The organism is Serratia sp. NFX21 (assembly GCF_048517035.1).
Classification (GTDB): Bacteria; Pseudomonadota; Gammaproteobacteria; order Enterobacterales; family Enterobacteriaceae; genus Serratia; species Serratia quinivorans.
This window is the reverse complement of sequence record NZ_CP183196.1, coordinates 4564811-4589602: the sequence shown is the minus strand read 5'-3', so window position 1 is coordinate 4589602 and position 24792 is coordinate 4564811. Positions and strand designations below refer to the sequence as shown.

At 54.6% G+C, this 24792-nt stretch carries 24 protein-coding genes; 19 read left to right on the top strand and 5 right to left on the bottom strand.

Annotated features, from left to right (window positions below):
- Nucleotides 1–44 precede the first annotated feature (44 nt).
- Nucleotides 45–596, top strand: coding sequence for a SecY-interacting protein (syd, locus tag ACNT1W_RS21460; protein WP_017893799.1), 552 nt, complete (start codon nucleotides 45–47; stop codon nucleotides 594–596).
- Between the two features lie 620 nt (nucleotides 597–1216).
- Here syd and ACNT1W_RS21455 read toward each other — a convergent pair.
- On the bottom strand, nucleotides 1217–2455 hold the full coding sequence (locus ACNT1W_RS21455) for an MFS transporter (protein WP_012146501.1): 1239 nt from the start codon (nucleotides 2453–2455) through the stop codon (nucleotides 1217–1219).
- Nucleotides 2456–2638: 183 nt separating this feature from the next.
- Here ACNT1W_RS21455 and ACNT1W_RS21450 point away from each other — a divergent pair, with 183 nt between their 5' ends.
- The 3 genes from ACNT1W_RS21450 to ACNT1W_RS21440 are packed head-to-tail and all read left to right on the top strand — an operon-like array spanning nucleotide 2639 to nucleotide 4221.
- Nucleotides 2639–2968, top strand: coding sequence for a YqcC family protein (locus ACNT1W_RS21450; protein ID WP_012146500.1), 330 nt, complete (start codon nucleotides 2639–2641; stop codon nucleotides 2966–2968).
- Nucleotides 2968–3738, top strand: a complete 771-nt coding sequence (gene truC, locus ACNT1W_RS21445; protein ID WP_012146499.1) for a tRNA pseudouridine(65) synthase TruC — start codon at nucleotides 2968–2970, stop codon at nucleotides 3736–3738. Before ACNT1W_RS21450 ends, truC begins: the two co-directional genes overlap by 1 nt.
- A 33-nt stretch (nucleotides 3739–3771) precedes the next feature.
- Entirely contained in the window at nucleotides 3772–4221 is a 450-nt protein-coding gene (locus tag ACNT1W_RS21440; protein ID WP_012146498.1) for a flavodoxin, read from the top strand.
- 98 nt (nucleotides 4222–4319) lie between these two features.
- On the opposite strand, the gene ACNT1W_RS21435 is transcribed toward ACNT1W_RS21440, so the two are convergent.
- From ACNT1W_RS21435 to map, 4 genes are all read right to left on the bottom strand, one after another.
- Entirely contained in the window at nucleotides 4320–4709 is a 390-nt protein-coding gene (locus tag ACNT1W_RS21435; RefSeq protein WP_006318690.1) for a DUF3461 family protein, read from the bottom strand.
- A gap of 129 nt (nucleotides 4710–4838) precedes the next feature.
- Nucleotides 4839–5663, bottom strand: coding sequence for a 2,3,4,5-tetrahydropyridine-2,6-dicarboxylate N-succinyltransferase (gene dapD, locus ACNT1W_RS21430; protein WP_012146497.1), 825 nt, complete (start codon nucleotides 5661–5663; stop codon nucleotides 4839–4841).
- Nucleotides 5664–5706: 43 nt separating this feature from the next.
- Nucleotides 5707–8385, bottom strand: a complete 2679-nt coding sequence (gene glnD, locus ACNT1W_RS21425) for a bifunctional uridylyltransferase/uridylyl-removing protein GlnD (RefSeq protein ID WP_012146496.1) — start codon at nucleotides 8383–8385, stop codon at nucleotides 5707–5709.
- Between the two features lie 74 nt (nucleotides 8386–8459).
- A complete protein-coding gene (map, locus tag ACNT1W_RS21420) occupies nucleotides 8460–9254 on the bottom strand; it encodes a type I methionyl aminopeptidase (RefSeq protein ID WP_012146495.1) in 795 nt (264 codons plus the stop codon).
- Between the two features lie 356 nt (nucleotides 9255–9610).
- Between map and rpsB the strand changes: the two genes are divergently transcribed.
- From rpsB to rnhB, 15 genes are all read left to right on the top strand, one after another.
- Complete coding sequence (gene rpsB / locus ACNT1W_RS21415; RefSeq protein ID WP_012146494.1) at nucleotides 9611–10336, top strand: 30S ribosomal protein S2; 726 nt, start codon at nucleotides 9611–9613, stop codon at nucleotides 10334–10336.
- Between the two features lie 128 nt (nucleotides 10337–10464).
- A complete protein-coding gene (gene tsf, locus ACNT1W_RS21410) occupies nucleotides 10465–11316 on the top strand; it encodes a translation elongation factor Ts (RefSeq protein ID WP_012146493.1) in 852 nt (283 codons plus the stop codon).
- A 148-nt stretch (nucleotides 11317–11464) separates the two neighbouring features.
- Nucleotides 11465–12190: a UMP kinase gene (gene pyrH, locus ACNT1W_RS21405; protein WP_004952223.1), complete on the top strand. Its 726-nt coding sequence runs from the start codon at nucleotides 11465–11467 to the stop codon at nucleotides 12188–12190.
- Between the two features lie 123 nt (nucleotides 12191–12313).
- The gene (gene frr, locus ACNT1W_RS21400) at nucleotides 12314–12871 is read left to right on the top strand and encodes a ribosome recycling factor (RefSeq protein WP_012146492.1); all 558 of its coding nucleotides are present in this window, start codon (nucleotides 12314–12316) and stop codon (nucleotides 12869–12871) included.
- 156 nt (nucleotides 12872–13027) lie between these two features.
- Nucleotides 13028–14224 carry a 1-deoxy-D-xylulose-5-phosphate reductoisomerase gene (gene ispC, locus ACNT1W_RS21395; RefSeq protein WP_115183939.1) on the top strand — a complete coding sequence of 399 codons (1197 nt, stop codon included), beginning with the start codon at nucleotides 13028–13030 and terminating at the stop codon, nucleotides 14222–14224.
- 278 nt (nucleotides 14225–14502) lie between these two features.
- Nucleotides 14503–15261: a (2E,6E)-farnesyl-diphosphate-specific ditrans,polycis-undecaprenyl-diphosphate synthase gene (ispU, locus tag ACNT1W_RS21390; RefSeq protein WP_012146490.1), complete on the top strand. Its 759-nt coding sequence runs from the start codon at nucleotides 14503–14505 to the stop codon at nucleotides 15259–15261.
- Between the two features lie 9 nt (nucleotides 15262–15270).
- Complete coding sequence (gene cdsA, locus ACNT1W_RS21385) at nucleotides 15271–16119, top strand: phosphatidate cytidylyltransferase (protein WP_012146489.1); 849 nt, start codon at nucleotides 15271–15273, stop codon at nucleotides 16117–16119.
- Between the two features lie 28 nt (nucleotides 16120–16147).
- Nucleotides 16148–17503, top strand: a complete 1356-nt coding sequence (gene rseP / locus ACNT1W_RS21380) for a sigma E protease regulator RseP (RefSeq protein WP_012146488.1) — start codon at nucleotides 16148–16150, stop codon at nucleotides 17501–17503.
- Between the two features lie 35 nt (nucleotides 17504–17538).
- Complete coding sequence (gene bamA / locus ACNT1W_RS21375) at nucleotides 17539–19944, top strand: outer membrane protein assembly factor BamA (protein WP_259191509.1); 2406 nt, start codon at nucleotides 17539–17541, stop codon at nucleotides 19942–19944.
- Nucleotides 19945–20103: 159 nt separating this feature from the next.
- Entirely contained in the window at nucleotides 20104–20601 is a 498-nt protein-coding gene (skp, locus tag ACNT1W_RS21370; protein ID WP_017893791.1) for a molecular chaperone Skp, read from the top strand.
- A 4-nt stretch (nucleotides 20602–20605) separates the two neighbouring features.
- On the top strand, nucleotides 20606–21628 hold the full coding sequence (gene lpxD, locus ACNT1W_RS21365; RefSeq protein WP_012146485.1) for a UDP-3-O-(3-hydroxymyristoyl)glucosamine N-acyltransferase: 1023 nt from the start codon (nucleotides 20606–20608) through the stop codon (nucleotides 21626–21628).
- A gap of 161 nt (nucleotides 21629–21789) precedes the next feature.
- A complete protein-coding gene (gene fabZ, locus ACNT1W_RS21360; RefSeq protein ID WP_017893789.1) occupies nucleotides 21790–22245 on the top strand; it encodes a 3-hydroxyacyl-ACP dehydratase FabZ in 456 nt (151 codons plus the stop codon).
- A 3-nt stretch (nucleotides 22246–22248) separates the two neighbouring features.
- Entirely contained in the window at nucleotides 22249–23037 is a 789-nt protein-coding gene (gene lpxA / locus ACNT1W_RS21355; protein WP_012146483.1) for an acyl-ACP--UDP-N-acetylglucosamine O-acyltransferase, read from the top strand.
- A gap of 3 nt (nucleotides 23038–23040) precedes the next feature.
- Nucleotides 23041–24189, top strand: coding sequence for a lipid-A-disaccharide synthase (gene lpxB, locus ACNT1W_RS21350; RefSeq protein ID WP_012146482.1), 1149 nt, complete (start codon nucleotides 23041–23043; stop codon nucleotides 24187–24189).
- Nucleotides 24186–24779, top strand: coding sequence for a ribonuclease HII (rnhB, locus tag ACNT1W_RS21345; RefSeq protein ID WP_012146481.1), 594 nt, complete (start codon nucleotides 24186–24188; stop codon nucleotides 24777–24779). Before lpxB ends, rnhB begins: the two co-directional genes overlap by 4 nt.
- The last annotated feature ends 13 nt before the right edge of the window (nucleotides 24780–24792 follow it).

Genomic DNA, 24792 nt, shown 5'->3' with positions numbered 1-24792 from the left:
AGATAGGTACAATGGTTGTCAGTTTACCGTATGCGAGAAAAAATATGGACCATGATGTACCGCACGCCCTGCGTGAATTTACCCAGCGCTATGTTGATCTTTGGCAGCAAGAGCGTGGTCATGCCCCAGCCAGCCAGGATCTGTACGGTGTGCCGTCGCCTTGCCTGGTAGAAAATCGTGATGACGAAGTGCTGTGGTTGCCCCAGCCGTTTACCCCGGCGGCGACGCTGGAAAAGGTAGAGACCGCACTCGAGCTGCGCTTGCAGCCGGATATCAATCTGTTTTATACCCAGCAGTATGCGGGTGACATGAGCGCCCAGTTTGGTGAGCATCACGTGACTCTGTTGCAGGTATGGAGCGAGGACGACTTTATTCGTCTGCAGGAAAACCTGATCGGTCATCTGGTGACGCAAAAGCGCCTGAAACTGTCGCCAACGCTGTTCCTGGCAACGACCGAATCAGAAATGACCATGGTCTCGCTGTGTAACGTTAGCGGCAATGTGGTTTTGGAGCAGTTTGGCAGTGATAAACGCACTTTGCTGGCGGCTTCGTTGGGCAATTTCCTCGATGCATTGCGCCCGACGTTGGGTGTTTGAGCCTTTTTGTTCCGAAGTCCGTGTGCGAGATCTCGCACACGGGCTGTGAGAGATCGCTTTTAATTTTTCCCTCGCACTAGCTTAGGTGGAATTTATTGTTATCCAGATCAATTGGTTAGATTTTCTTTAGGATAACTCTTAGTGTTAATTTCCTGTCAGCCGCCCAGTAAGCCCTTGTGAACCCGGGATAATTAAGCGATCTTATGTTCACCGAAAGGGATACGGTGGAGCTGGAAAGCATCAGGATGATGCAGCTTCAGGATGAAGAAGTGGATGCGCTCAGTGAAGAGCGAAGGACGGCGTCAGGAGATGCTCAGGATGTTTCAGGATTGAAACCAGGGACACCTCCAGGATGGAGATTGAGAGCCGGCACAGGATGGTTGGCGGGTCATGAAGACTGAGGAACCGCGTCAGGACGATGCTACAGGACAGAGCCAGGATGGTTTTGGTCAGGATGGCCGCAGGAAAAGTTTTCAAGGATTGAGCAGGGAGCACACTGTGTAGCGGGACTGCTATAAAACGAACCGAGGGCACTGTTAGCGCAGTGCCCTCAACTTTTTATACGGGTTCATGCTTTAAGTATCAATAATACTTAACCCTGCTTACATTCATCTCAGTTATTAACCAATCGCACCCAGCGTATCGCCATCGCTCTGTTTTTTCGGTAACAGGAACAGCGTGGCGTAGATATCCAGCAAATAAATAGCCGCCAGCAGGCTGATCGCCGCAGTGAAGGATACCTGTGTCACCAGCGCGCCGATGACCAATGGCCCCAGTCCACCGACGCCTCGCCCCAGGTTAAACAGAATATTTTGTGCAGTGGCACGCGCCTGAACCGGGTAGGTATCGGAGATCAATGCGCCGTAGCCCCCAATCATGCCATTAACGAATAACCCCATCAGCGCTCCGGCAAACAGCATCAACGTTGGGTCACTAAGCTGCGCGTAGACAACCACCATGACCACCGCACCAATCTGATAGCAGATAAAAATCTTCCAGCGGCTGAAGCGATCGGCCAACACGCCAAATAGCCAGATGCCAAATGTCATGCCGATCACCGTGACGGCTGTCCACAGGCCGGATTTGGTCAGTGAGAAACCAAAGTTTTTTGCCAGGTAGGTCGGCATCCAAATCATCAGCCCGTAATAACCGAAGTTCTGCACCGAGCACAGAATGAAAATGCCGATGCTGGCCTTGCTGGTGGCCCGGTCTTTGAATAGCAGGCTCAGACGTTGGGCGAATGACAGTTGTGGGCCGCTGTTTTGCTGACGGACGAACTCTTCCGGCTCACCCAGAGTGCGGCGGATCAGGAACGACACCAGCGCCGGTAACAGCCCAACCAGGAACATGCCACGCCAGCCGATATGGGGCAGCAGCAGTGGGGTGAGGAACGCCGCCGCCAGGACGCCCAACTGCCAGCCCATGCCCACATAGGCCGAGGCGCGATTACGTTTTTCTGCCGGCCAGGCTTCGGCGATCAGCGCCATGCCGATACCGAACTCGCCGCCGAGTCCAATGCCAGCCAGCGTGCGGTAGGCGAGTAAATCCCAGTAGCCTTGCGCCAGCGCGCACAGACCGGTAAACAGTGAGAACATCAAAATTGTAATGGTCAGCACCCGGATACGGCCAAAGCGATCGCTGAGGTGGCCGAAGATCACGCCGCCCAGTACCGCGCCGATCAGCGTCCAGGTGACCAGTGAACCGGCAGCGGAGGAGCTTAACCCCATTTCGATACTGATGGCCGGCAGCATAAAGCCGAGGATCAGCAGGTCAAAGCCGTCCATGGCGTAGCCGGTGACTGAAGCCACCATGGCTTTGCCGGGCGTGGCGTGATTTTTTGTCGGTGTGATTGCGGGCATCTGTCTAATCTGTGTGGTTTATTCGGTGAACACATTGTGCCGTGTGGCCGCGCCGCCCACCAGTCCAAATCCATTTCGGCCATCAACTCAGCTGAATTTGGGCTATAAAAAGTAAAATGCTATGCTTTGCCGCCTTTCAGCCGCGCCGCTGAATATCATGGTTTAAACAGATCGGGAATGCAGATGAGTATACAAAATCAGGTTCGCCTTAGTTTGCAGGCGATTGAACAGTCAATGCGAGAGTTGGCGCTGTGGCAAGCTACGCCGCCCGAGCCTGAAGCCTTCGCCAGCCCCGAGCCGTTTTGCGTTGACAGCATGTCGGCCGAAGCCTGGTTGCAATGGGTCTTTCTGCCACGCATGTACGCGTTGCTGGATGCGGGAGCGCCGCTGCCGACGCGTTTTGCCATCACGCCTTATTTCGAAGAGGCGTTGAAAGATAACGACCCCAACTGCATGCCGCTGTTGGTGCTGTTGCAGCGCCTGGATAACATGCTGAATAAAGAGCTGCAATAATGCTTGAGATTCTATATCAGGATGAGCATTTGGTGGCGGTGAACAAGCCTTCCGGGTGGTTGGTACACCGCAGCTGGCTGGATCGCCATGAAACCCGGTTTGTGATGCAAACCGTGCGCGATCAGATTGGCCAGCATGTGTTTACCGTGCATCGCCTCGATCGGCCTACCTCAGGGGTGCTGTTGATGGCGCTGTCCAGTGAGGTGGCACGGTTGCTATCGCAGCAGTTTGAACAGCATCAGATGCAGAAAACCTATCACGCGGTGGTGCGTGGTTACGTGCTGGAGGGTGCGACCATCGACTATCCGCTGACGGAAGAGCTGGACAAAATCGCCGACAAGTTTGCCTCTAAAGACAAAGGCCCGCAGCCGGCGGTCACTCATTACCGGCCGCTGGCGCGGGTAGAAATGCCGGTAGCGATTGGCCGTTACGAAAGCGCGCGCTACAGCCTGGTTGAACTGAAGCCGGAAAATGGCCGCAAGCACCAGTTGCGCCGCCATATGGTGCATATCCGCCATCCGATTATTGGTGACAGCAAACACGGCGACCTGAACCAGAACCGGGGTATGGCCCAGCATTTTGGCTGTCCACGCCTGATGCTGCATGCCAGTCATCTGCAACTGAATCATCCGGTGACCGGTGAGCCGCTGCATCTTTCCGCGCGCTGGGATGAACCCTGGCAGGGAGTCATGTCACAGTTTGGCTGGACAGAGAATCTCCCTGAGCTTGCCAGGGTTGAGTTTCCCCCGGCTAGCGGTCAGGATAACTGATCATTTTCAAAGATATTTAAGGGAGTAGGGGCAATGGCTCAGGTTGGAATCTTCGTGGGAACGGTCTACGGCAACGCATTATTGGTGGCGGAAGAGGCTGAAACTATCCTCAGTGAGCAGGGCCATGAGGTCAAACTGTTTGAAGAAGGCTCGCTTGAGGCCTGGCAGTTTTACCGTCAGCACTACGCGCTGGTGATCACTTCAACGACCGGCCAGGGTGATTTGCCGGACAGCATTGCGCCGCTGTTTCACGCTATCCGTGACCAGGTCGGCTACCAGCCGGAGCTGCGCTATGGGCTGATCGCACTGGGTGACAGCAGCTACGACAATTTCTGCGGTGCCGGGCGTGCTTTTGATGCGTTGCTGCAGGAACAAGGCGCCACCCGCGTGGGTGAAGTGTTGGAAATCGATGCGATGGAACAGCCTGAACCGGAAGTGGTTTCTTGCCCGTGGGTTGAGAAGTGGGGCACGCTGCTGAAATAGAATGACCTGCCGCCTGTAGGGGCGAATATATTCGCCCCGATTAATACGGGCGCAGCATGCTGCGCCCCTACAATCTGTAGTCTCAGTGCGCTGAACCCTTACTTACCGCGAGTCAGTTTTTCCAGATCGGATTCGATCTCGGCAATTTTGTGGGAGACCACGCCTTCCAGATGACGCAAGTCATCAAGAATTTTGCGTTTCAGATCGACTTCCACCTGATCGCGCTGGCATAGCTGATCCAATTCATCAATGACGTAGCGAAGGTTCGGGTTAATTTCGTGGATTTCTTTGTAACCCTGGCCGGCGTTGTCAGCGACGACCGTTTTGCGTTGGCGCGGATATTTGAATTTCACGCTCTTGGCAAAGAATTCGCCTTTATCCTTGCGGAAATAAATCTTAAGAATGTCGTTATTGGCCTCCTGACGCAGGCTATAGCGATCGACATCTTCCGGTTGATTGATTCCTAAGCTTTTCAGGTTGTCATACATAATAGCGCCACCTTATAAATAGACTATATTCCACGGTCTGGGATTATGGCGAATAACCGCGCCAGAGACTGTGACTGCTCACGTAATGAAGATAAAAAAATGGCGGGTGATTAACCCGCCATGTCTATTTTAGTCGATGGTGCGTAATAACTCATTAATGCCGACTTTACCACGCGTCTTGGCATCGACTTTCTTGACGATGACCGCGCAATACAGGCTGTAAGAGCCATCTTTGGACGGCAGGTTACCGGAAACCACTACCGAACCGGCCGGTACGCGGCCGTAGTGCACTTCGCCGGTTTCACGGTCGTAAATGCGGGTGCTCTGGCCCAGGTACACGCCCATGGAGATCACTGAACCTTCTTCCACGATCACGCCTTCAACCACTTCTGAACGCGCACCGATAAAGCAGTTGTCTTCAATGATGGTCGGGTTGGCCTGCAGTGGCTCCAGTACGCCACCGATGCCGACGCCGCCGGACAGGTGAACGTTTTTGCCGATCTGCGCGCAAGAGCCGACGGTTGCCCAGGTATCCACCATGCTGCCTTCGTCAACGTAGGCACCGATGTTCACGTAGGATGGCATCAGTACGGTATTACGGGCGATGAACGCGCCCTGGCGAACGGTGGCTGGTGGCACCACGCGGAAGCCTTCTTTCTGGAAGCGCGCTTCGTCGTAATCGGCGAATTTCATTGGCACTTTGTCGTAATAACGGGTTTCGGCACCGTCCATCACTTTGTTGTCATTGATGCGGAAAGAAAGCAGCACGGCCTTTTTCAGCCACTGATGCGTTACCCACTGACCGTCAATCTTCTCGGCAACGCGCAGGGCGCCGCTGTCCAGCAGGGCGATCACCTGGTTTACCGCTTCGCGCGTTACGGTGTCTGCGTTCGCCGGGGTGATTTCCGCACGGCGTTCGAAGGCGTTTTCAATAACGTTTTGTAATTGCTGCATGCTGTTCTCTGTCCTGATGTTGTCTACGAAAAAGTTACTTGTATCACATTTTATCGTTTGGATTGAGGGCCTCTGTCAACCGTTGTTCCAACTTTCTGCGCGTTTCCGGGTTAAGGGCGCGTCGATCGCTGTCGGCCAGAATAAATAAATCCTCAACCCGTTCGCCGATAGTGGAGATGCGTGCGCCGTGCAGCGACAGGTTGAGATCGGCGAACACTTCGCCCACCCGAGCCAACAGACCGGGCTGGTCGAGTGCGGTCAGTTCCAGATAGCTGCGACGGTCGGTATGGGTCGGCAGGAAACTGACTTCGGTCGGCACGCTAAAATGACGCAGCTTGGAAGACGGCCTGCGCACGCGCGGCGGCTGATATTCCCGCTGGGTAATGGCCTGCAACAGTGCGTGGCGGATCGCCGTGTGGCGGTCCTGGGCCAGCGGGCTGCCGTCCGGCTCCAGTACGATAAAGGTATCCATTGCCATGCCGTCACGATTAGTGAAGATCTGCGCGTCATGTACGCTCAGGTTACGGCGATCCATCTCCCCGGCCACGGCGGCAAACAGGTAAGGGCGGTCAGGGCTCCAGATGAAAATTTCGGTGCCGCCGCGCGTGGCCTGCCGGCTGACCAGCACCAGCGGTTTGGTGGAGTCATGGGCCAGCAAATGGCGCGCATGCCAGGCCAACTGGTTGGGTGAATGACGCAGGAAGTAATCGGCGCGACAGCGGCTCCAGATGCGGTGCAGCGCCTCCTCGTCGATATTGTCCATGCGCAGCAACGCCAAAGCCTGCAGGCGATGATGACGTACGCGTTCGCGCAGGTCCGGGCTGTTTTGCATGCCGCGGCGCAGCTGTTTTTCGGTGGCAAAATACAGCTCGCGCAACAGGCTCTGTTTCCAACTGTTCCACAGGGTTTCGTTGGTGGCGCAGATATCCGCCACCGTCAGGCAGACCAGATAACGCAGACGGGTTTCGCTCTGCACTTCGGCGCTGAACTGCTGAATAACGGTCGGATCCTGAATGTCGCGGCGTTGGGCGGTCACCGACATCAGCAGATGACAACGCACCAGCCAGGCGACCAGTTGGGCCTCGCGGGAATTCAGCCCATGGACTTCGGCGAACTCCAGCACGTCCTGCGCACCGAGGATCGAATGGTCGCCGCCGCGCCCTTTGGCGATATCGTGGAACAGGGCGGCCAGCAGTAGCAGTTCCGGATTCGGCAGGCGTGGATACAGCTCGACACACAGCGGATGGCGCGGTCGCGTTTCGGCATCGGCAAAGCTTTCCAGTTTTTGCAGGACGCGAATGGTGTGTTCGTCGACGGTGTAGGCGTGGAACAGATCGAACTGCATTTGCCCGACGATTTTGCCCCACTGCGGCATATAGGCCCACAGCACGCTGTGGCGGTGCATCGGCACCAACGCTCGGGAGACCGCGCCGGGGTGGCGCAGAATGGCCATAAACAGTTCACGTGCCTCAGGAATGGTGCAGAGCGGCTGCTTCAAATGGCGGCGCGCATGACGCAGCTGGCGTACTGTGGTGGAATAAATGCCTTTGATCTCACGGTTGCGTACCATCAGGTAGAACATCCGCATGATGGATTCCGGCTGGCGGATAAACAGCGTTTCATCACGCAGGTCGATCAGATCGCCACGCAGTTGGAAATCGTCGTTCAGCGGACGTGGTTTTTCCGTCGCGTCCAGCGCCAGAATTGCCTCGTCGAACAGCTGCAGCAGCATATGATTCAGCTCGCCGACGCGGCGCGTCATGCGATAAAAATCCTTCATCATGCGTTCAACCGGTTCGTTGCCTTCCCCCTCATAACGCAGTAACTGTGCCACGTTGAGCTGGCGATCGAACAGTAAGCGGTTGTCGTAGCGCGGCAGCACCAGGTGCAGTGCGAAGCGGATGCGCCACAGGAAGCTCTGGCATTCGTTCAGCTCGTTGCGCTCGGCCTGAGTGAGAAAGCCGAAGCCGACCATTTCGTCCAGCGAGGTGGCGCCAAAGTGACGACGCGCCACCCACAGCAAGGTGTGAATATCGCGCAGGCCACCGGGGCTGCTCTTGATATCCGGTTCCAGGTTGTAGCTGGTACCGTGGTATCGCTGATGGCGTTCCTGCTGCTCAACCACCTTGGCGTGGAAAAATTGCGGGGAGGGCCAGAAACCATCGCTGAAGATATGTTTTTGCATTTGCAGAAACAGTGCGACATCGCCGCAGATCATCCGCGATTCAATCAGGTTGGTGGCGACGGTCAGGTCCGCCAGCCCTTCCAGCAGGCATTCTTCCAGCGTTCGCACACTGTGGCCGACTTCCAGCTTCAGATCCCACAGCAGGGTGATAAATTCCCCCACGCGTTGGGATTGCTGTTCATTCAGGCGGCGCTGGCTGAGCACCAGCACGTCAATGTCCGAGAGCGGGTGCAGCTCGCCACGGCCATAGCCGCCAACGGCAACCAGCGCGGTTTCCGGAATATCCTCGAATCCGTAGAAGACCCACAGACGGCGCAGCAGGCGGTCGATAAAGTCGCTGCGGGCCGCTACCAGGCTTTCGGCGCTGGAACCGGCGTTGAACGCTGCCGCCAGCCATAATTGGAACTGCTCCAGGCGTTGTTTCAGCGCGATGCAGTTAATCTCCTCATCGCCATAGGCGTTGGGATATTCAGGCTGCACCGGTACGGCCTGTGGCGAAATAACCGAGGTGTCTTGTTGGCGAAAGTTTTCAGACATAATACGCAGCCCATAAAAAAGGCCGGCAAAAGCCGGCCTGTGACATCATGCATCGCGGCAAAACGCCGCGGCGCTTACATCTCGTGCGTAATGATGTTGGGGATGGTGTCATCCTTGCGCAACGTCATTATCTCGCAGCCGTTATCCGTGACCACAATAGTATGCTCATACTGCGCCGACAAGCTGCGATCTTTGGTTTTTACCGTCCAGCCGTCTTTCATGGTGCGAATGCGGTAATCACCGGCATTGACCATCGGCTCGATGGTGAAGGCCATACCAGCCTGCAACACCACGCCGCCGTCGTCAGCGTCATAGTGCAGCACCTGCGGTTCCTCGTGGAACACTTCGCCAATGCCGTGGCCGCAGTACTCGCGAACCACCGAGAAATTCTCGGCCTCGACGAATTTCTGGATCTCTTTGCCCAGCGTGCGCAGGCGGATACCCGGCTTCACCATTTTCAGCGACAGATACAGGCTTTCCTGAGTGATGCGGCACAGGCGCTCGCCCAGAATGGTCGGTTTACCGGCGATGAACATTTTAGAAGTGTCACCGTGGAAACCGTCTTTGATGACGGTAACGTCGATATTAACGATGTCGCCGTCTTTCAGGACTTTGTCATCGCTCGGGATGCCGTGGCAGACCACTTCATTCACCGAGATACACACGGATTTCGGGAAACCGTGGTAGCCCAGACAGGCAGAGATCGCCTGCTGCTGGTTGGTGATGTGATCGTGACAGATACGATCGAGTTCGCCGGTGGTCACGCCAGGTTTGACGTGCGGCTCAATGATTTCCAGCACTTCGGCAGCCAGTCGGCCGGCCACGCGCATTTTTTGGATGTCATCAGGTGTTTTAATTGAGATTGCCATGAAATTCGTCCGCAGGTGTCGTGCTCGCCGACAACAGAAAGAAATAAGAAGCAGTCTCTTATGGTATCAGCCCGGCCTGAGGCTGCCAAATTTGATTTCTCGCCGGCCCGCGCCTGGCAACAAAAGTTGGTGTCCGGGGTGGGTTTATGGTATAAAGCGCGCCGGCAGATCCGCACATCTTCCTTGTGATAATGGCGGAATAGGCCGAAAATACTTTAACTGCACTCACTTTGTGTAAATAACACACACGTATCGGCACATCCGCCGGGGTGCCCTGAGGTGATTTATCACCGCCAGGGTCGGCGTTATGGGATACGTGGAGGCATAACCCCAACTAACTCTATAGAGGTTTAATCATGGCAACTGTTTCCATGCGCGACATGCTCCAGGCCGGTGTACACTTTGGTCACCAGACCCGTTACTGGAACCCGAAAATGAAGCCTTTCATCTTCGGCGCACGTAACAAGGTTCACATCATCAACCTGGAAAAAACCGTACCAATGGCCAACGCAGCACTGGCTGAACTGACCAAGATCTCTTCCCGTAAAGGTAAGATCCTGTTCGTTGGTACCAAGCGCGCAGCAAGCGAAGCGGTAAAAGAATATGCTACCGGCTGCGACCAGTTCTTCGTGAACCATCGCTGGTTGGGCGGCATGCTGACTAACTGGAAAACCGTTCGTCAGTCAATCAAGCGTTTGAAAGATCTGGAAATCCAGTCTCAAGATGGCACCTTTGACAAGCTGACCAAGAAAGAGGCGCTGATGCGTACTCGCGAACTGGCCAAGCTGGAAAACTCCCTGGGTGGTATCAAGGACATGGGTGGTCTGCCTGACGCTCTGTTCGTAATCGATGCTGATCACGAACACATCGCGATCAAAGAAGCCAACAACCTGGGTATCCCGGTATTCTCTATCGTTGATACCAACTCCGATCCAGACGGCGTTGACTTCATCATCCCTGGTAACGACGATGCAATCCGTGCAATCAAATTGTACCTGACTGCCGTTGCTGCCGCCGTCCGTGAAGGTCGTTCTCAAGATCTGGCCGTTCAAGCGGAAGAAAGCTTCGTAGAAGCTGAATAATAAGGCAAGCTCGTCACTGAGCCCTTATTAACCAGGTATTGAATATGTTGGTTAGGGGGGCCTTTATAGGCCCCCTTTGCTTATCTGAATGAGAACTGTCTCCACGTGAGATAACCGAGGAAAAAGAAATGGCTGATATTACCGCTGCTCTGGTAAAAGAACTGCGTGAGCGTACTGGCGCTGGCATGATGGATTGTAAAAAAGCTCTGGTTGAGTCTAACGGCGACATCGAGCTGGCAATCGAAAACATGCGTAAATCTGGTGCGATCAAAGCGGCGAAAAAAGCAGGCAACGTAGCTGCTGACGGCGTGATCAAAACCAAGATTGAAGGCAACTACGGTCTGATCCTGGAAGTTAACTGCCAGACTGACTTCGTAGCTAAAGATGCTGGTTTCCAGGCATTCGCTGACAAAGTGCTGGATGCTGCTTTTGCCGGCAAAATCACTGACGTTGAAGTGTTGAAAGCACAGTTCGAAGAAGAACGTGTAGCGCTGGTTGCAAAAATCGGTGAGAACATCAACATCCGTCGCGTTGCTTCCCTGGAAGGCGAAGTGCTGGGTAGCTACCTGCACGGTGCGCGTATCGGCGTTCTGATCGCAGCTACCGGTGCTGACGAAGAGCTGGTTAAGCAAATTGCCATGCACGTTGCGGCAAGCAAGCCTGAATTCGTTAAGCCTGAAGACGTGTCTGCTGAAGTGGTAGAAAAAGAGTACCAGGTTCAGTTGGACATCGCCATGCAGTCTGGCAAGCCGAAAGAAATCGCTGAGAAAATGGTTGAAGGCCGCATGAAGAAATTCACCGGCGAAGTTTCCCTGACCGGTCAGCCTTTCGTTATCGAACCAAGCAAAACTGTTGGCCAGGTGCTGAAAGAGCACAACGCTGACGTGGTTAACTTCATCCGCTTCGAAGTGGGCGAAGGCATCGCTAAAGTTGAGAACGACTTTGCTGCTGAAGTTGCAGCAATGAGCAAGCAGTCTTAATGACTGTTAATGGGGCCGCCGTCTGGCGGTTCCATTTTATCCAGCCAGAATTACACCGGTGGCAAGCCCTGTGGCATGATACACAGCACAGGCGCGTTTCATCGGCTGAAATCCCCAATACTAATACTGCTTCTTAGGACAGATCACCATGGCAACCAATGCAAAACCCGTATATCAGCGTATTCTGCTTAAACTGAGTGGCGAAGCCCTGCAAGGTGCAGAAGGTTTTGGTATCGACGCTAGCGTTTTGGATCGCATGGCTCAGGAAGTTAAAGAGCTGGTCGAACTGGGAATTCAGGTCGGTGTAGTTATTGGCGGCGGTAACCTGTTCCGCGGCGCGGGCCTGGCACAAGCCGGCATGAACCGCGTAGTGGGCGACCACATGGGAATGCTGGCTACCGTGATGAACGGTCTGGCTATGCGTGATGCACTGCACCGTGCCTATGTGAACGCTCGCCTGATGTCGGCAATTCCGTTGAACGGCGTGTGCGACAACTACAGCTGGGCCGAGGCGATCAGCCTGCTGCGTAATAATCGCGTGGTGATCTTCTCCGCCGGTACCGGCAACCCGTTCTTCACTACCGATTCTGCGGCGTGCCTGCGCGGGATCGAGATTGAAGCGGATGTGGTATTGAAAGCGACTAAAGTGGATGGTGTATACTCCGCTGACCCGGTTAAAAATCCGGATGCCACACTGTACGAACATATAACCTATCAGGACGTGTTGGAACGTGAGCTGAAAGTGATGGATCTGGCGGCATTTACGCTGGCTCGCGATCACGGTCTGCCAATCCGCGTATTCAACATGAACAAGCCGGGTGCGCTGCGCCGGGTAGTGATGGGTGAAAACGAAGGCACGCTGATCAGCAAATAAGGCGGGTCTGCCAAATTTAGCGGGAGCGGGTAACGCCAGGCGTAGCGCGCTTTCCTTGAGTAAAATTCACGGGCTATACTGTGGTATGGCCTGCCAAGTATCCAGCTTTCAAGGGTTCGCAACGTGATTAATGAAATCAGAAAAGATGCTGATTCACGCATGGAAAAAAGCGTAGAAGCATTCAAAAACCAAATCAGTAAAATCCGTACCGGCCGCGCTTCTCCGAGCATCCTGGACGGCATCATGGTTGAATATTACGGCGCATCTACGCCGCTGCGTCAGCTGGCTAGCGTGACGGTAGAAGATTCTCGTACGCTGAAAATTAACGTATTTGACCGCTCTATCAGTGCCGCTGTTGAAAAGGCAATCATGAGCTCCGATCTGGGTCTGAACCCATCTTCAGCCGGTAGCGACATCCGTGTTCCACTTCCTGCATTGACCGAAGAGCGCCGTAAAGATCTGATCAAGATCGTGCGTAATGAAGCTGAGCAGGGCCGTGTAGCGGTTCGTAACGTGCGCCGTGATGCCAACGACAAGGTTAAAGCGCTGCTGAAAGACAAAGAAATCAGCGAAGATGAAGATCGTCGTTCACAGGACGACGTTCAGAAACTGACCGATGCTTACATCAAACTTCTGGATGCCGCTCTGGCCGATAAAGAAAAAGAGCTGATGGAATTCTAATCAGCATCGCGCAGAAAAAAAGCGTCGCCTGGGCGGCGCTTTGTTTTTTGTGGCGCAGATCCCGTTTCATCGTACTGATTGATCATGGACAAGTGGTGGCCAAGGTTACACACTGGAGCACCCCGATCTCATCAGACAGTTATTCAGAGTGAGCTCATGAAGCAACTGACTATTCTTGGTTCCACCGGCTCAGTGGGGACCAGTACCCTGGCCGTGGTCAGGGAAAATCCCGACCGTTTTGCGATTAAAGCGCTGGTTGCCGGCCGCAATGTAGCGGTCATGGCGCAACAGTGCATCGAATTTCGCCCGGCCTATGCCGCGATGGCGGACGAAGGCGCTGCGCGTGAACTGCGTATTCTGCTGGCGGAAAACGGTATTGCCACCGAGGTGATGGCGGGCGAGCAGGCGGCCTGTGAGTTGGCGGCATTGGACGACGTCGACCAGGTCACGGCAGCCATTGTGGGCGCTGCCGGCCTGCTGCCAACGCTGGCGGCAATTCGTGCCGGCAAGCAGGTGCTGCTGGCGAACAAAGAGTCGCTGGTCACCTGCGGGCGTCTGTTTATGGACGCGGTGCAACAGAGCAAGACGCAGTTACTGCCGCTCGACAGCGAACATAACGCCATTTTTCAGAGTTTGCCTGAGAGCATTCAGCGTCAGTTGGGATACTCTTCATTAGAGAGTCATGGTGTGTCGCGCATCGTGCTTACCGGTTCTGGCGGCCCGTTCCGCACTACGCCGCTGGAGCAGTTTACCACGATGACGCCGGATCAGGCCTGTGCCCATCCCAATTGGTCGATGGGGCGCAAGATCTCGGTGGACTCCGCCACCATGATGAACAAAGGACTGGAATATATTGAGGCCCGCTGGCTGTTTAACGCCTCGGCCGAGCAAATGGAAGTGATTCTGCATCCGCAGTCGGTGATCCACTCGATGGTTCGTTACACCGATGGCAGCGTACTGGCCCAGTTGGGCACGCCGGATATGCGTACGCCGATCGCCCATGCGATGGCTTATCCTCAGCGCGTTAATTCTGGTGTGGAAGCACTGGATTTCTGCCGCATCGGCTCGCTGACCTTTGCCGAGCCTGAACGGGAACGCTATCCCTGCCTGTATCTGGCCATTGAGGCCTTTGATGCCGGTCAGGCGGCGACTACCGCGCTGAACGCGGCCAACGAAGTGGCCGTGGCGGCTTTCCTGCAGGAGCAGATTCGCTTTACCGATATTGCGGCAGTGAACCAAAAAGTAGTCGAACGGCTGTCACTGCAGGAACCGTCCTGCATTGATGCGGTCTTAGAAATAGATCGCCAGGCGCGTGAGGTTGCGGTTGGATTGGTTAAATCACTGCATAACTGATACCGGCAATTATCCTATTTTGTTCGCAAATTACGCGTGCCGCAGTGGGGCCGTTTGTTCAGGCCTTGCTGAGGTGGTATAGTCTGCGCCACCTTTCAGCGGTTATACCGTTGAATTATGGCCTGATTGACATCTCGAATGCCGATAGTACAGCGCAGATTACCGGCTGTCGCAAGGCAGTCTGAAAAGCCGTGTCGGGCACACGGCTTTTTTTGCGCGTAAGGGCCTGATGTTCCGGAAGGGCAGTTGTATTTCTATTGAGGAAATAAGTACGAGTTATGTCGTCCGCAAATCAACAAGAGGCTAATCTGTCCACTCTGGGGCCACGACATGTCGCCATTATTATGGACGGCAACGGGCGCTGGGCTAAACGTCAGGGTAAGTTACGTGTCTTCGGTCATAAAGCAGGGGTGAAATCGGTGCGTCGCGCGGTCAGTTTTGCCGCCAACAACCATTTAGATGCGCTCACGCTTTATGCCTTCAGCAGCGAGAACTGGAATCGTCCAGTGCAGGAAGTTTCCGCTTTGATGGAGCTTTTCGTCCGCGCCTTGGACAGTGAAGTAAAAAGCCTGCATAAACATAACGTCAGACTGCGAGTGATCGGTGATATCAGCCGTTTCAGCACGCGCTTGCAGGAGCGGATCCGTCGCTCCGAGCAACTGACAGAAAATAACGATGGCCTGACGCTCAACATTGCTGCCAACTACGGCGGCCGTTGGGATATTATTCAGGGAGTAAGGGAACTGGCTGAGCAGGTGAAGGACGGTTCACTGCGTCCGGATCAAATCAGCGAAGAGTTACTGGGTGAGCGGATCTGCATGAACGATCTGTCGCCGGTGGATTTGGTGATCCGTACCGGTGGCGAACATCGCATCAGTAACTTCTTGCTGTGGCAAATTGCTTATGCCGAACTTTACTTTACTGATGTACTCTGGCCTGATTTTGATGAACTTGTCTTTGAAGGTGCGCTGAATGCATTTGCACAACGCGAGCGTCGCTTCGGGGGAACAACACCTATCGGCGCCAATGCGTCCTAGGGGGAACTTTTGCTGAAGTATCGCCTCATAACTGCTCTGATCTTAATTCCGATTGTTATCGCGGCGCTGTTTTTGCTGCCGCCGGTGGGCTTTGCCCTGGTAACACTCGTGGTGTGCATGTTAGCGGCCTGGGAGTGGGGCCAACTGGCCGGATTTACCTCCCGCTCGCAGCGCATCTGGTTGGCGATATTGTGCGGCTTCCTGCTGGCGTTGATGATGCTCAGTATTCCGGCCTATCATCAGTCGGTCCATCTACTTCAGGTAGGCGGTTCGCTGTGGCTGTCAATGGCTTGGTGGCTGGTGGCGCTGTTGCTGGTGCTGTTCTATCCCGGCTCGGCCGCACTGTGGCGTAACTCACGCCCGATACGTCTGGTTTTCGGTCTGCTGACCATAGTGCCGTTCTTCTGGGGTATGCTATCGCTGCGTCAGTTCGGCTACGAACAAAACCACTTCACCGGCGCCTGGTGGCTGCTGTATGTGATGTTGCTGGTTTGGGGCGCGGATTCCGGTGCCTACATGTTCGGCAAACTGTTCGGCAAGCATAAGCTGGCACCCAAAGTTTCTCCGGGGAAAACCTGGGAAGGGCTGGTCGGTGGCCTGATTACTTCGGCCCTGATATCCTGGCTGTTTGGTCGTTATGCCCCGCTCAATGTGGTGCCGACAACCTTACTGATTTGTTCGGTGATTGCCGTGCTGGCCTCAGTGCTGGGCGATCTTACCGAGAGCATGTTCAAACGCGAAGCGGGTATCAAAGACAGCGGTCATTTGATACCGGGTCATGGCGGCATACTGGATCGTATCGATAGCCTGACCGCAGCAGTGCCTGTATTTGCCTGCCTGATGCTGTTAGTGTTTTAATCCGTCAACGGCGGGGAGTGAAGGGATTATGGTTAGCGTGCTCTGGAACTTAGTCGCATTTCTTGTTGCGCTCGGTGTATTGATCACCGTGCATGAGTTCGGGCACTTTTGGGTCGCCCGTCGCTGCGGCGTCCGTGTAGAACGCTTCTCCATTGGCTTCGGCCGCGCCCTGTGGCGTCGTACCGACCGTCAGGGTACGGAGTACGTGATTGCCCTGATCCCGCTTGGCGGCTACGTGAAGATGCTCGATGAGCGGGTTGATTCGGTCGCACCGGAACTCCGTCATCAGGCGTTTAACAACAAAACCGTTTGGCAGCGTGCCGCTATCATCAGTGCCGGTCCTATCGCCAATTTCCTGTTTGCTATCCTTGCTTACTGGCTGGTATTCATTATCGGCGTGCCCAGTTTCCGCCCGGTAATCGGTGAAATCGCTCCCCAATCGATTGCAGCCCACGCTGAAATTTCGCCTGGAATGGAACTTAAGTCCGTAGATGGCATCGAAACGCCTGATTGGGAATCAGTTCGTCTGGCACTGGTGGCGAAGATTGGCGACGCAGAAACCGAGGTGGGTATCGCGCCGTTTGGTTCTTCCAGTGTGGTGACCAAAACCCTGGATTTGCGCCAGTGGAATTTTGAGCCGGACAAACAGGATCCCGTGGTGGCGTTGGGTATCATTCCGCGCGGCCCGCAGATAGAATCTGTCCTTGCCGAAGTGCAGCCGGGGTCGGCAGCGCAAAAGGCGGGTTTACAAGCGGGGGACAGGATCGTTAAAGTCGATGGTCAGTTATTGGGTCGTTGGCAAACGTTGGTGAAACGGATACACAACGGTCCAGGGCAACCGCTGGCTTTAGAGATCGAAAGAAACGGCGCCCCCTTGTCTTTGACGCTGATACCGGATACAAAGCCGGTGGGAAAAGACAAATCGGTGGGTTTTGCCGGCATCATTCCGAAAGTGTTGCCGCTGCCGGACGAGTATAAGACGATTCGCCAGTATGGACCTTTCCCGGCGCTGTATCAGGCCGGGGACAAGACCTGGCAGCTTATGAGCCTTACGGTCAAAATGCTGGGTAAATTAATAACCGGTGATGTAAAGCTGAACAACCTGAGTGGCCCGATTTCGATTGCACAGGGAGCAGGGGCGTCAGCTGGGGTCGGGTTTGTGTATTATCTGATGTTTCTGGCGTTGATCAGTGTCAACCTGGGTATCATCAACCTGTTCCCATTACCGGTGTTAGATGGTGGGCATCTCCTCTTCCTGGCGATAGAAAAGCTGAAGGGTGGGCCGGTTTCCGAGCGAGTACAGGACTACAGTTACCGCATAGGTTCGATCGTGTTGGTGCTTTTAATGGGTCTTGCACTTTTCAATGATTTTTCTCGTCTTTAGGGGCGGGGATAGGTTAGGAAGAACGCATAACAACGATGGCGATGAAAAAGTTGCTCATAGCGTCGCTGCTGTTTGGCAGCGCCACCGTATACGGTGCAGACGGGTTCGTAGTGAAGGATATTCATTTCGAAGGCCTGCAGCGAGTCGCCGTCGGTGCGGCGTTACTCAACATGCCGGTTCGCGTAGGCGATACCGTCACTGACGATGATATCAGTAATACCATCCGTGCCTTGTTTGCCACTGGCAACTTCGAGGACGTTCGCGTGCTGCGCGATGGTAATACGCTGATTGTTCAGGTTAAGGAACGCCCTACCATTGCCAGCATCACTTTCTCCGGCAACAAGTCGGTGAAAGATGACATGCTCAAGCAAAACCTGGAAGCCTCTGGCGTTCGGGTTGGCGAAGCGCTCGACCGCACCACGATATCCAGCATTGAAAAAGGGCTGGAAGACTTCTATTACAGCGTCGGTAAATACAGTGCCTCGGTGAAAGCCGTGGTCACGCCATTGCCGCGTAACCGTGTTGACCTGAAACTGGTGTTCACGGAAGGGGTTTCCGCCAAGATTCAACAAATCAACATTGTCGGCAATCATGCCTTCACCAATGATGAACTGATTTCACGCTTCCAACTGCGTGATGAAGTGCCGTGGTGGAACGTGGTTGGCGATCGCAAATACCAGAAGCAAAAGCTGGCGGGTGACCTCGAAACCCTGCGCAGTTTCTATCTGGACCGCGGCTACGCGCGCTTTAATATTGATTCGACTCAGGTCAGCCTGACGCCGGACAAAAAAGGCATCTATATCACCATCAATATCACTGAAGGCGAGCAGTACAAGCTCACCGACGTGGTGGTGAACGGCAATCTGGCCGGCCACTCGGCGGAAGTCGCCCAGTTGACCAAGATTGAGCCAGGTGAGCTGTATAACGGCAGTAAAGTAACCAAAATGGAAGACAACATCAAAACGATGTTGGGCCGTTACGGTTACGCTTACCCGCGTGTTTCTACCCAGCCTGAAATCAACGACGCGGATAAAACCGTGAAGCTGCACGTGAATATTGATGCGGGTAACCGTTTCTATGTCCGTCGCATCAAGTTTGAAGGCAACGACACCAGTAAAGATTCCGTACTGCGCCGTGAAATGCGTCAGATGGAAGGTGCGTGGCTGGGCAATGCACAGGTAGAGCAGGGCAAAGAACGTCTGAACCGTTTGGGCTATTTTGAAACGGTAGATGTGGAAACCCAGCGCGTGCCAGGTACTGCAGATCAGGTTGATGTCACCTATAAGGTGAAAGAGCGTAACACCGGTACCTTCAACTTCGGCGTTGGCTACGGCACCGAGAGCGGCGTGAGCTTCCAGGCGGGCGTTCAGCAGGACAACTGGCTGGGGACCGGCTATTCCGTCGGCATCAGCGGTACCAAGAACGATTACCAGACCTACACCGAGCTGTCGGTAACCAACCCGTACTTCACCGTTGACGGTGTGAGTTTGGGTGGCCGTATCTTCTACAACGACTTTAAAGCCGATGACGCGGACCTGTCCGACTATACCAACAAGAGTTACGGTATAGACGGTACCCTGGGCTTCCCGATCAACGAAAACAACTCGTTGCGTACCGGCCTGGGTTACGTGCATAACGGCTTGTCCAACATGCAGCCGCAGATTGCCATGTGGCGTTATCTGGACTCGATGGGTCTGAACCCTAACACCACCGATCGCGCCAGCTATTCTGCCGATGACTTCACGCTGAACCTGGGTTGGACCTATAACAACCTTGACCGTGGCTATTTCCCAACCTCGGGTAACCGCACTACGCTCAATGGTAAAGTCACCATTCCAGGCTCGGATAACGAATACTACAAGTTGACGTTAGACAGCGTGCAGTATGTTCCGATCAATGATGACCGCACCTGGGTGCTGTTGGGTCGTGGCCGTCTGGGTTATGCAGATGGTCTGGGCGGCAAAGAAATGCCGTTCTACGAAAACTTCTATGCCGGTGGTTCCAGCACCGTGCGTGGTTTCGGCTCCAACACCATTGGTCCAAAAGCGGCATACTACAACTCCAATTCGTATGGCTGTAGTAACGGTACCCCGATTTGTAATTCGGACGACGCAGTGGGCGGTAACGCCATGGCTGTCGCCAGTATGGAGCTGATCACACCAACGCCATTCATCAGTGAGAAATACGCCAACTCGGTGCGTACTTCACTGTTCATGGATGCGGGTACCGTGTGGGATACCAACTGGCAGAATACTGCGCAGACCAGCATGTACGATATTCCGGACTACAGTAAGGCGAGCAACATCCGCGTTTCTGCCGGTATCGCCTTGCAGTGGATGTCACCTTTGGGTCCGTTGGTGTTCTCTTATGCCAACCCGCTCAAGAAATACGAAGGCGACAAGTCCGAACAGTTCCAGTTTAACATTGGCAAGACCTGGTAACAGGTCCGGCTTCTGGGCATAGCAGTTATTAAGAATCGCAAATGCCAGGCGCCCGTCCGAGCACAGAGAGATGATTCTCATTGTTTTGCGGGATAAGTCTGGCAGATTGTGTACTTCAAGTGTCATATGACACAAATGGGTGATGGTAAGGAGTTTATAGTGAAAAAGTGGTTGTGTGCCGCAGGCCTCGGTTTAGCAATGGCTGCTTCAGCTGGCGTTCAGGCAGCAGATAAGATCGCTGTAGTTAACGTCTCCAGCATTTTCCAACAGTTGCCGGCTCGTGAAACCGTAGCTAAACAGCTGGAAAACGAGTTTAAAGGCCGTGCGGGTGAGCTTCAGACTATGGAGCGTAGCCTTCAGACCAAAATGCAACGTTTGCAGCGTGATGGCGCTACCATGAAAGCCAGCGATCGCAGCAAGTTGGAAAAAGACGTAATGGCACAGCGCGAGCAGTTCTCTCAGAAAGCACAGGCTTTTGAGCAGGACAACCGTCGCCGTCAGATGGAAGAGCGTAACAAAATCCTGAGCCGTATTCAGGACGCTGTGAAATCTGTTGCCAGCAAAGAAGGCTACGACGTAGTTATCGATGCTAACGCTGTTGCCTACGCAGGGACTTCTAAAGACATCACTGCTGACGTGCTGAAACAGGTTAAATAACAACATGCCTTCAATTCGACTGGCTGATCTAGCGCAGCAGTTGGATGCACAATTGCACGGTGATGGCGATCTCGTCATCACCGGCATTGCTTCTATGCATTCGGCACAGGCTGGCCAAATCACGTTTTTGTCAAACAGCCGCTATCAAGAGCAGCTGGCTTCCTGCCAGGCAAGCGCAGTAGTGCTTACCGAGGCGGATTTACCACACTGTCGTTCTGCGGCGCTGGTGGTTAAAAATCCTTACCTGACTTACGCGCGCATGGCGCAACTGATGGATACCACGCCGTCCCCGGCTCAGGATATCGCTCCAAGCGCGGTTATCTCACCTGAAGCCACTCTGGGTCAGCATGTTGCCATTGGTGCCAATGCGGTGATCGAGTCGGGCGCAGTGCTTGGCGATAACGTGGTTATCGGCCCTGGCTGCTTCATCGGCAAACGTGCACGCATTGGCGCGGGTACGCGTCTGTGGGCGAACGTAACGATTTATCATGAAGTCGAGATCGGCCAACGCTGCCTGATCCAATCAGGTACTGTGATTGGTGCTGATGGTTTCGGCTATGCCAACGAACGTGGTGAGTGGATAAAAATTCCTCAGTTGGGCACGGTAATTATCGGCGATCGCGTCGAGATTGGCGCTTGCACCACCATTGACCGCGGCGCGCTGGATAACACCCAGATCGGGAATGGTGTTATCATCGACAACCAATGCCAGATTGCACATAACGTGGTGATTGGCGACAATACTGCCGTTGCCGGCGGTGTTATCATGGCGGGCAGCCTGAAAATCGGCCGCTACTGCCAGATCGGCGGAGCCAGCGTGATCAACGGTCACATGGAGATCGCCGACAAGGTTGTTGTCACCGGAATGGGAATGGTTATGCGACCAATCACCGAACCTGGGGTATACTCTTCGGGCATTCCGTTACAACCCAACAAAGTTTGGCGTAAAACCGCTGCGTTGGTGATGAATATCGATGAGATTAGCAAGCGCTTAAAAGCTGTCGAACGAAAAGTCGGAAAAGACTAATCACTACCGCCCGCCTCGCTGGGTACAAAACGAAACGCGTTGGTCATGAGACCAAAAGCGCAAAGAGTTGTTAATTTGCGGCCTGCATGACTTCCTCCTTATTGGGGGCAGCGCAGGCCGTGTTGTTGATGCCATCAGTTTTTAGAGACAGGAAGAGTATTTTGACTACTGACACTCATACTCTGGATATTGCAGAAATTTTAGAGTTGCTTCCTCACCGTTACCCGTTCTTGCTGGTTGATCGCGTCCTCGAGTTTGAGGAGCACAAATTCCTGCGTGCGGTGAAGAACGTATCTGTAAATGAGCCGTTTTTCCAGGGACACTTCCCTGGTAAGCCGATTTTTCCAGGCGTATTGATTCTGGAAGCCATGGCGCAGGCCACCGGTATTCTGGCGTTTAAAAGCGTCGGCAAACTGGAGCCGGGCGAGTTGTATTACTTTGCCGGTATCGACGAAGCTCGCTTCAAACGCCCGGTAGTGCCTGGTGATCAAATGATCATGGAAGTCACCTTTGAGAAAACTCGTCGTGGTTTGACGCGCTTTAAAGGCGTGGCGACCGTCGACGGCAAAATTGTCTGCGAAGCAACCATGATGTGTGCGCGCAGCCGGGAGGCCTAATCCGTGATCGACAAAACCGCCTTTATCCATCCTAGCGCGATTATTGAAGAAGGCGCCGTTATCGGCGCTGGTGCGCACATCGGTCCCTTCTGCTACGTCGGCTCCCAGGTGGAAATCGGCGAAGGCACGGTACTGAAGTCCCACATTGTGGTGAATGGCTTGACCAAAATCGGCCGCGATAATCAGATCTATCAGTTCGCCTCTATTGGCGAAGTGAATCAGGATCTGAAATACGCGGGTGAACCGACGCGTGTCGAGATTGGCGATCGCAACCGCATCCGCGAAAGCGTCACCATTCATCGCGGTACGGCGCAGGGCACCGGTTTGACCAAAGTAGGTAATGACAACCTGCTGATGGTTAACGTGCATGTCGCACACGACTGCGTGGTGGGTAACTCCTGTATCCTGGCAAACAACGCCACGCTGGCCGGCCATGTGGAAATTGACGATCATGCCATTATCGGTGGTATGACGGCTATTCATCAGTTCTGCATTATCGGGACTCACGTGATGGTTGGCGGTTGTTCCGGCGTTGCCCAGGACGTGCCACCTTTTGTCATTGCGCAGGGTAACCACGCCACGCCATTCGGTGTTAACGCCGTTGGCCTGAAGCGTCGTGGTTTTGATAAAGATGAAATGCAGGCTATCCGTAACGCCTACAAAATTCTTTATCGCAGCGAGAAAACGCTGGATGAAGCGAAAACAGAAATCGAAGCCCTGGCGAAAGAACAGCCAGTGGTGCAGCAGTTCCTTGATTTCTTTGGTCGTTCCACCCGCGGTATTATTCGCTGACCTATGCAAAATCGCCCATTGACCATCGGATTGGTCGCCGGAGAAACTTCCGGTGATATTCTTGGCGCCGGTTTAATTCGCGCGCTCAAGGCGCAGATCCCCGACGCGCGTTTTGTTGGCGTCGCCGGCCCGCTGATGCAGGCCGAAGGCTGCGAAACCTGGTACGAAATGGAAGAGCTGGCGGTAATGGGCGTGGTCGAGGTGCTTGAGCGCCTGCCACGCCTGTTAAAGATCCGCAAGGATCTTACCCGCCGGTTCAGCGATCTCGCGCCTGACGTGTTTGTGGGTATCGACGCGCCGGACTTCAATATCACCCTGGAAGGTCGCCTGAAACAGCGTGGTATCCGCACCATTCATTATGTCAGCCCCTCCGTCTGGGCCTGGCGTCAAAAGCGCGTTTTCAAAATAGGCAAAGCCACCGATCTGGTGTTGGCGTTTCTCCCTTTCGAAAAAGCGTTTTACGATCGTTTCAACGTTCCCTGTCGGTTTATCGGTCATACCATGGCTGACGCCATGCCTCTGCAACCGGACAAACTGGCTGCGCGCGCTAAACTGGGCATTGCCGCTGATGCGCGTTGTCTGGCCCTGCTGCCGGGCAGCCGCGGCGCGGAAGTCGAGATGCTGAGCGCTGATTTTCTGAAGACGGCCCAGTTGCTGCGTACCCGCTATCCGGAGCTGGAACTGGTGGTGCCGTTGGTTAACGCCAAGCGACGCGAGCAGTTCGAACGCATCAAGGCGGAAGTGGCACCTGAGTTAAGGGTCCATTTACTCAATGGCCAGGGCCGTGAGGCGATGATCGCCAGCGACGCAGCTTTACTGGCCTCAGGGACGGCGGCACTGGAGTGCATGCTGGCCAAATGCCCGATGGTGGTGGGTTACCGCATGAAGCCCTTTACCTTCTGGATAGCGCAGAGGTTGGTGAAGACTCCCTATGTCTCGCTGCCCAACCTGCTGGCCGGTCGTGAGATCGTCACCGAACTGTTGCAGCACGACTGCGTGCCGGACAAGTTGGCGGCATCGGTCATGCCGTTGCTGGAAGACAGTCCGCAAACCGACGAACTGAAACAGACTTTCCTTACCCTGCACCAAAGCATCCGTTGTGGTGCCGATGAACAGGCCGCTCAGGCTGTGTTGGAGCTGGCAAAAGCATGATTGAACCCTTCATTTATCCTGTCGCCACGCTGATTGCCGGCGTGGACGAAGTCGGCCGTGGCCCTTTGGTCGGGGCGGTAGTGACCGCCGCAGTGATCCTCGATCCTGCGCGGCCAATCGTTGGGCTGGCGGACTCGAAAAAACTCAGTGAAAAGCGCCGCCTGGCGCTGTATGACGAAATCGTCGAAAAGGCACTTTCCTGGAGTCTGGGGCGAGCCGAGCCGGACGAGATCGATCAACTGAATATTCTGCATGCCACCATGCTGGCGATGCAGCGAGCGGTTGCCGGATTGCATATCGCGCCGGACATGGTATTGATCGACGGTAACCGTTGTCCTAAATTACCGATGCGTTCGCAGGCGGTGGTGAAGGGCGATAGCCGCGTGGCAGAAATCAGCGCCGCGTCCATTCTGGCGAAGGTAACGCGTGATCGCGAAATGACCGAGTTGGATCGGGAATTCCCGGACTACGGCTTTGCGCAGCATAAAGGCTACCCAACCGCTTTCCATCTGGAGCGGCTGGCCGCGCTGGGTGCGACCGAGCATCATCGCCGCAGCTTTGCCCCGGTTAGAAGGGTGCTGGCGCTGTAATCTGCCGGCCCTA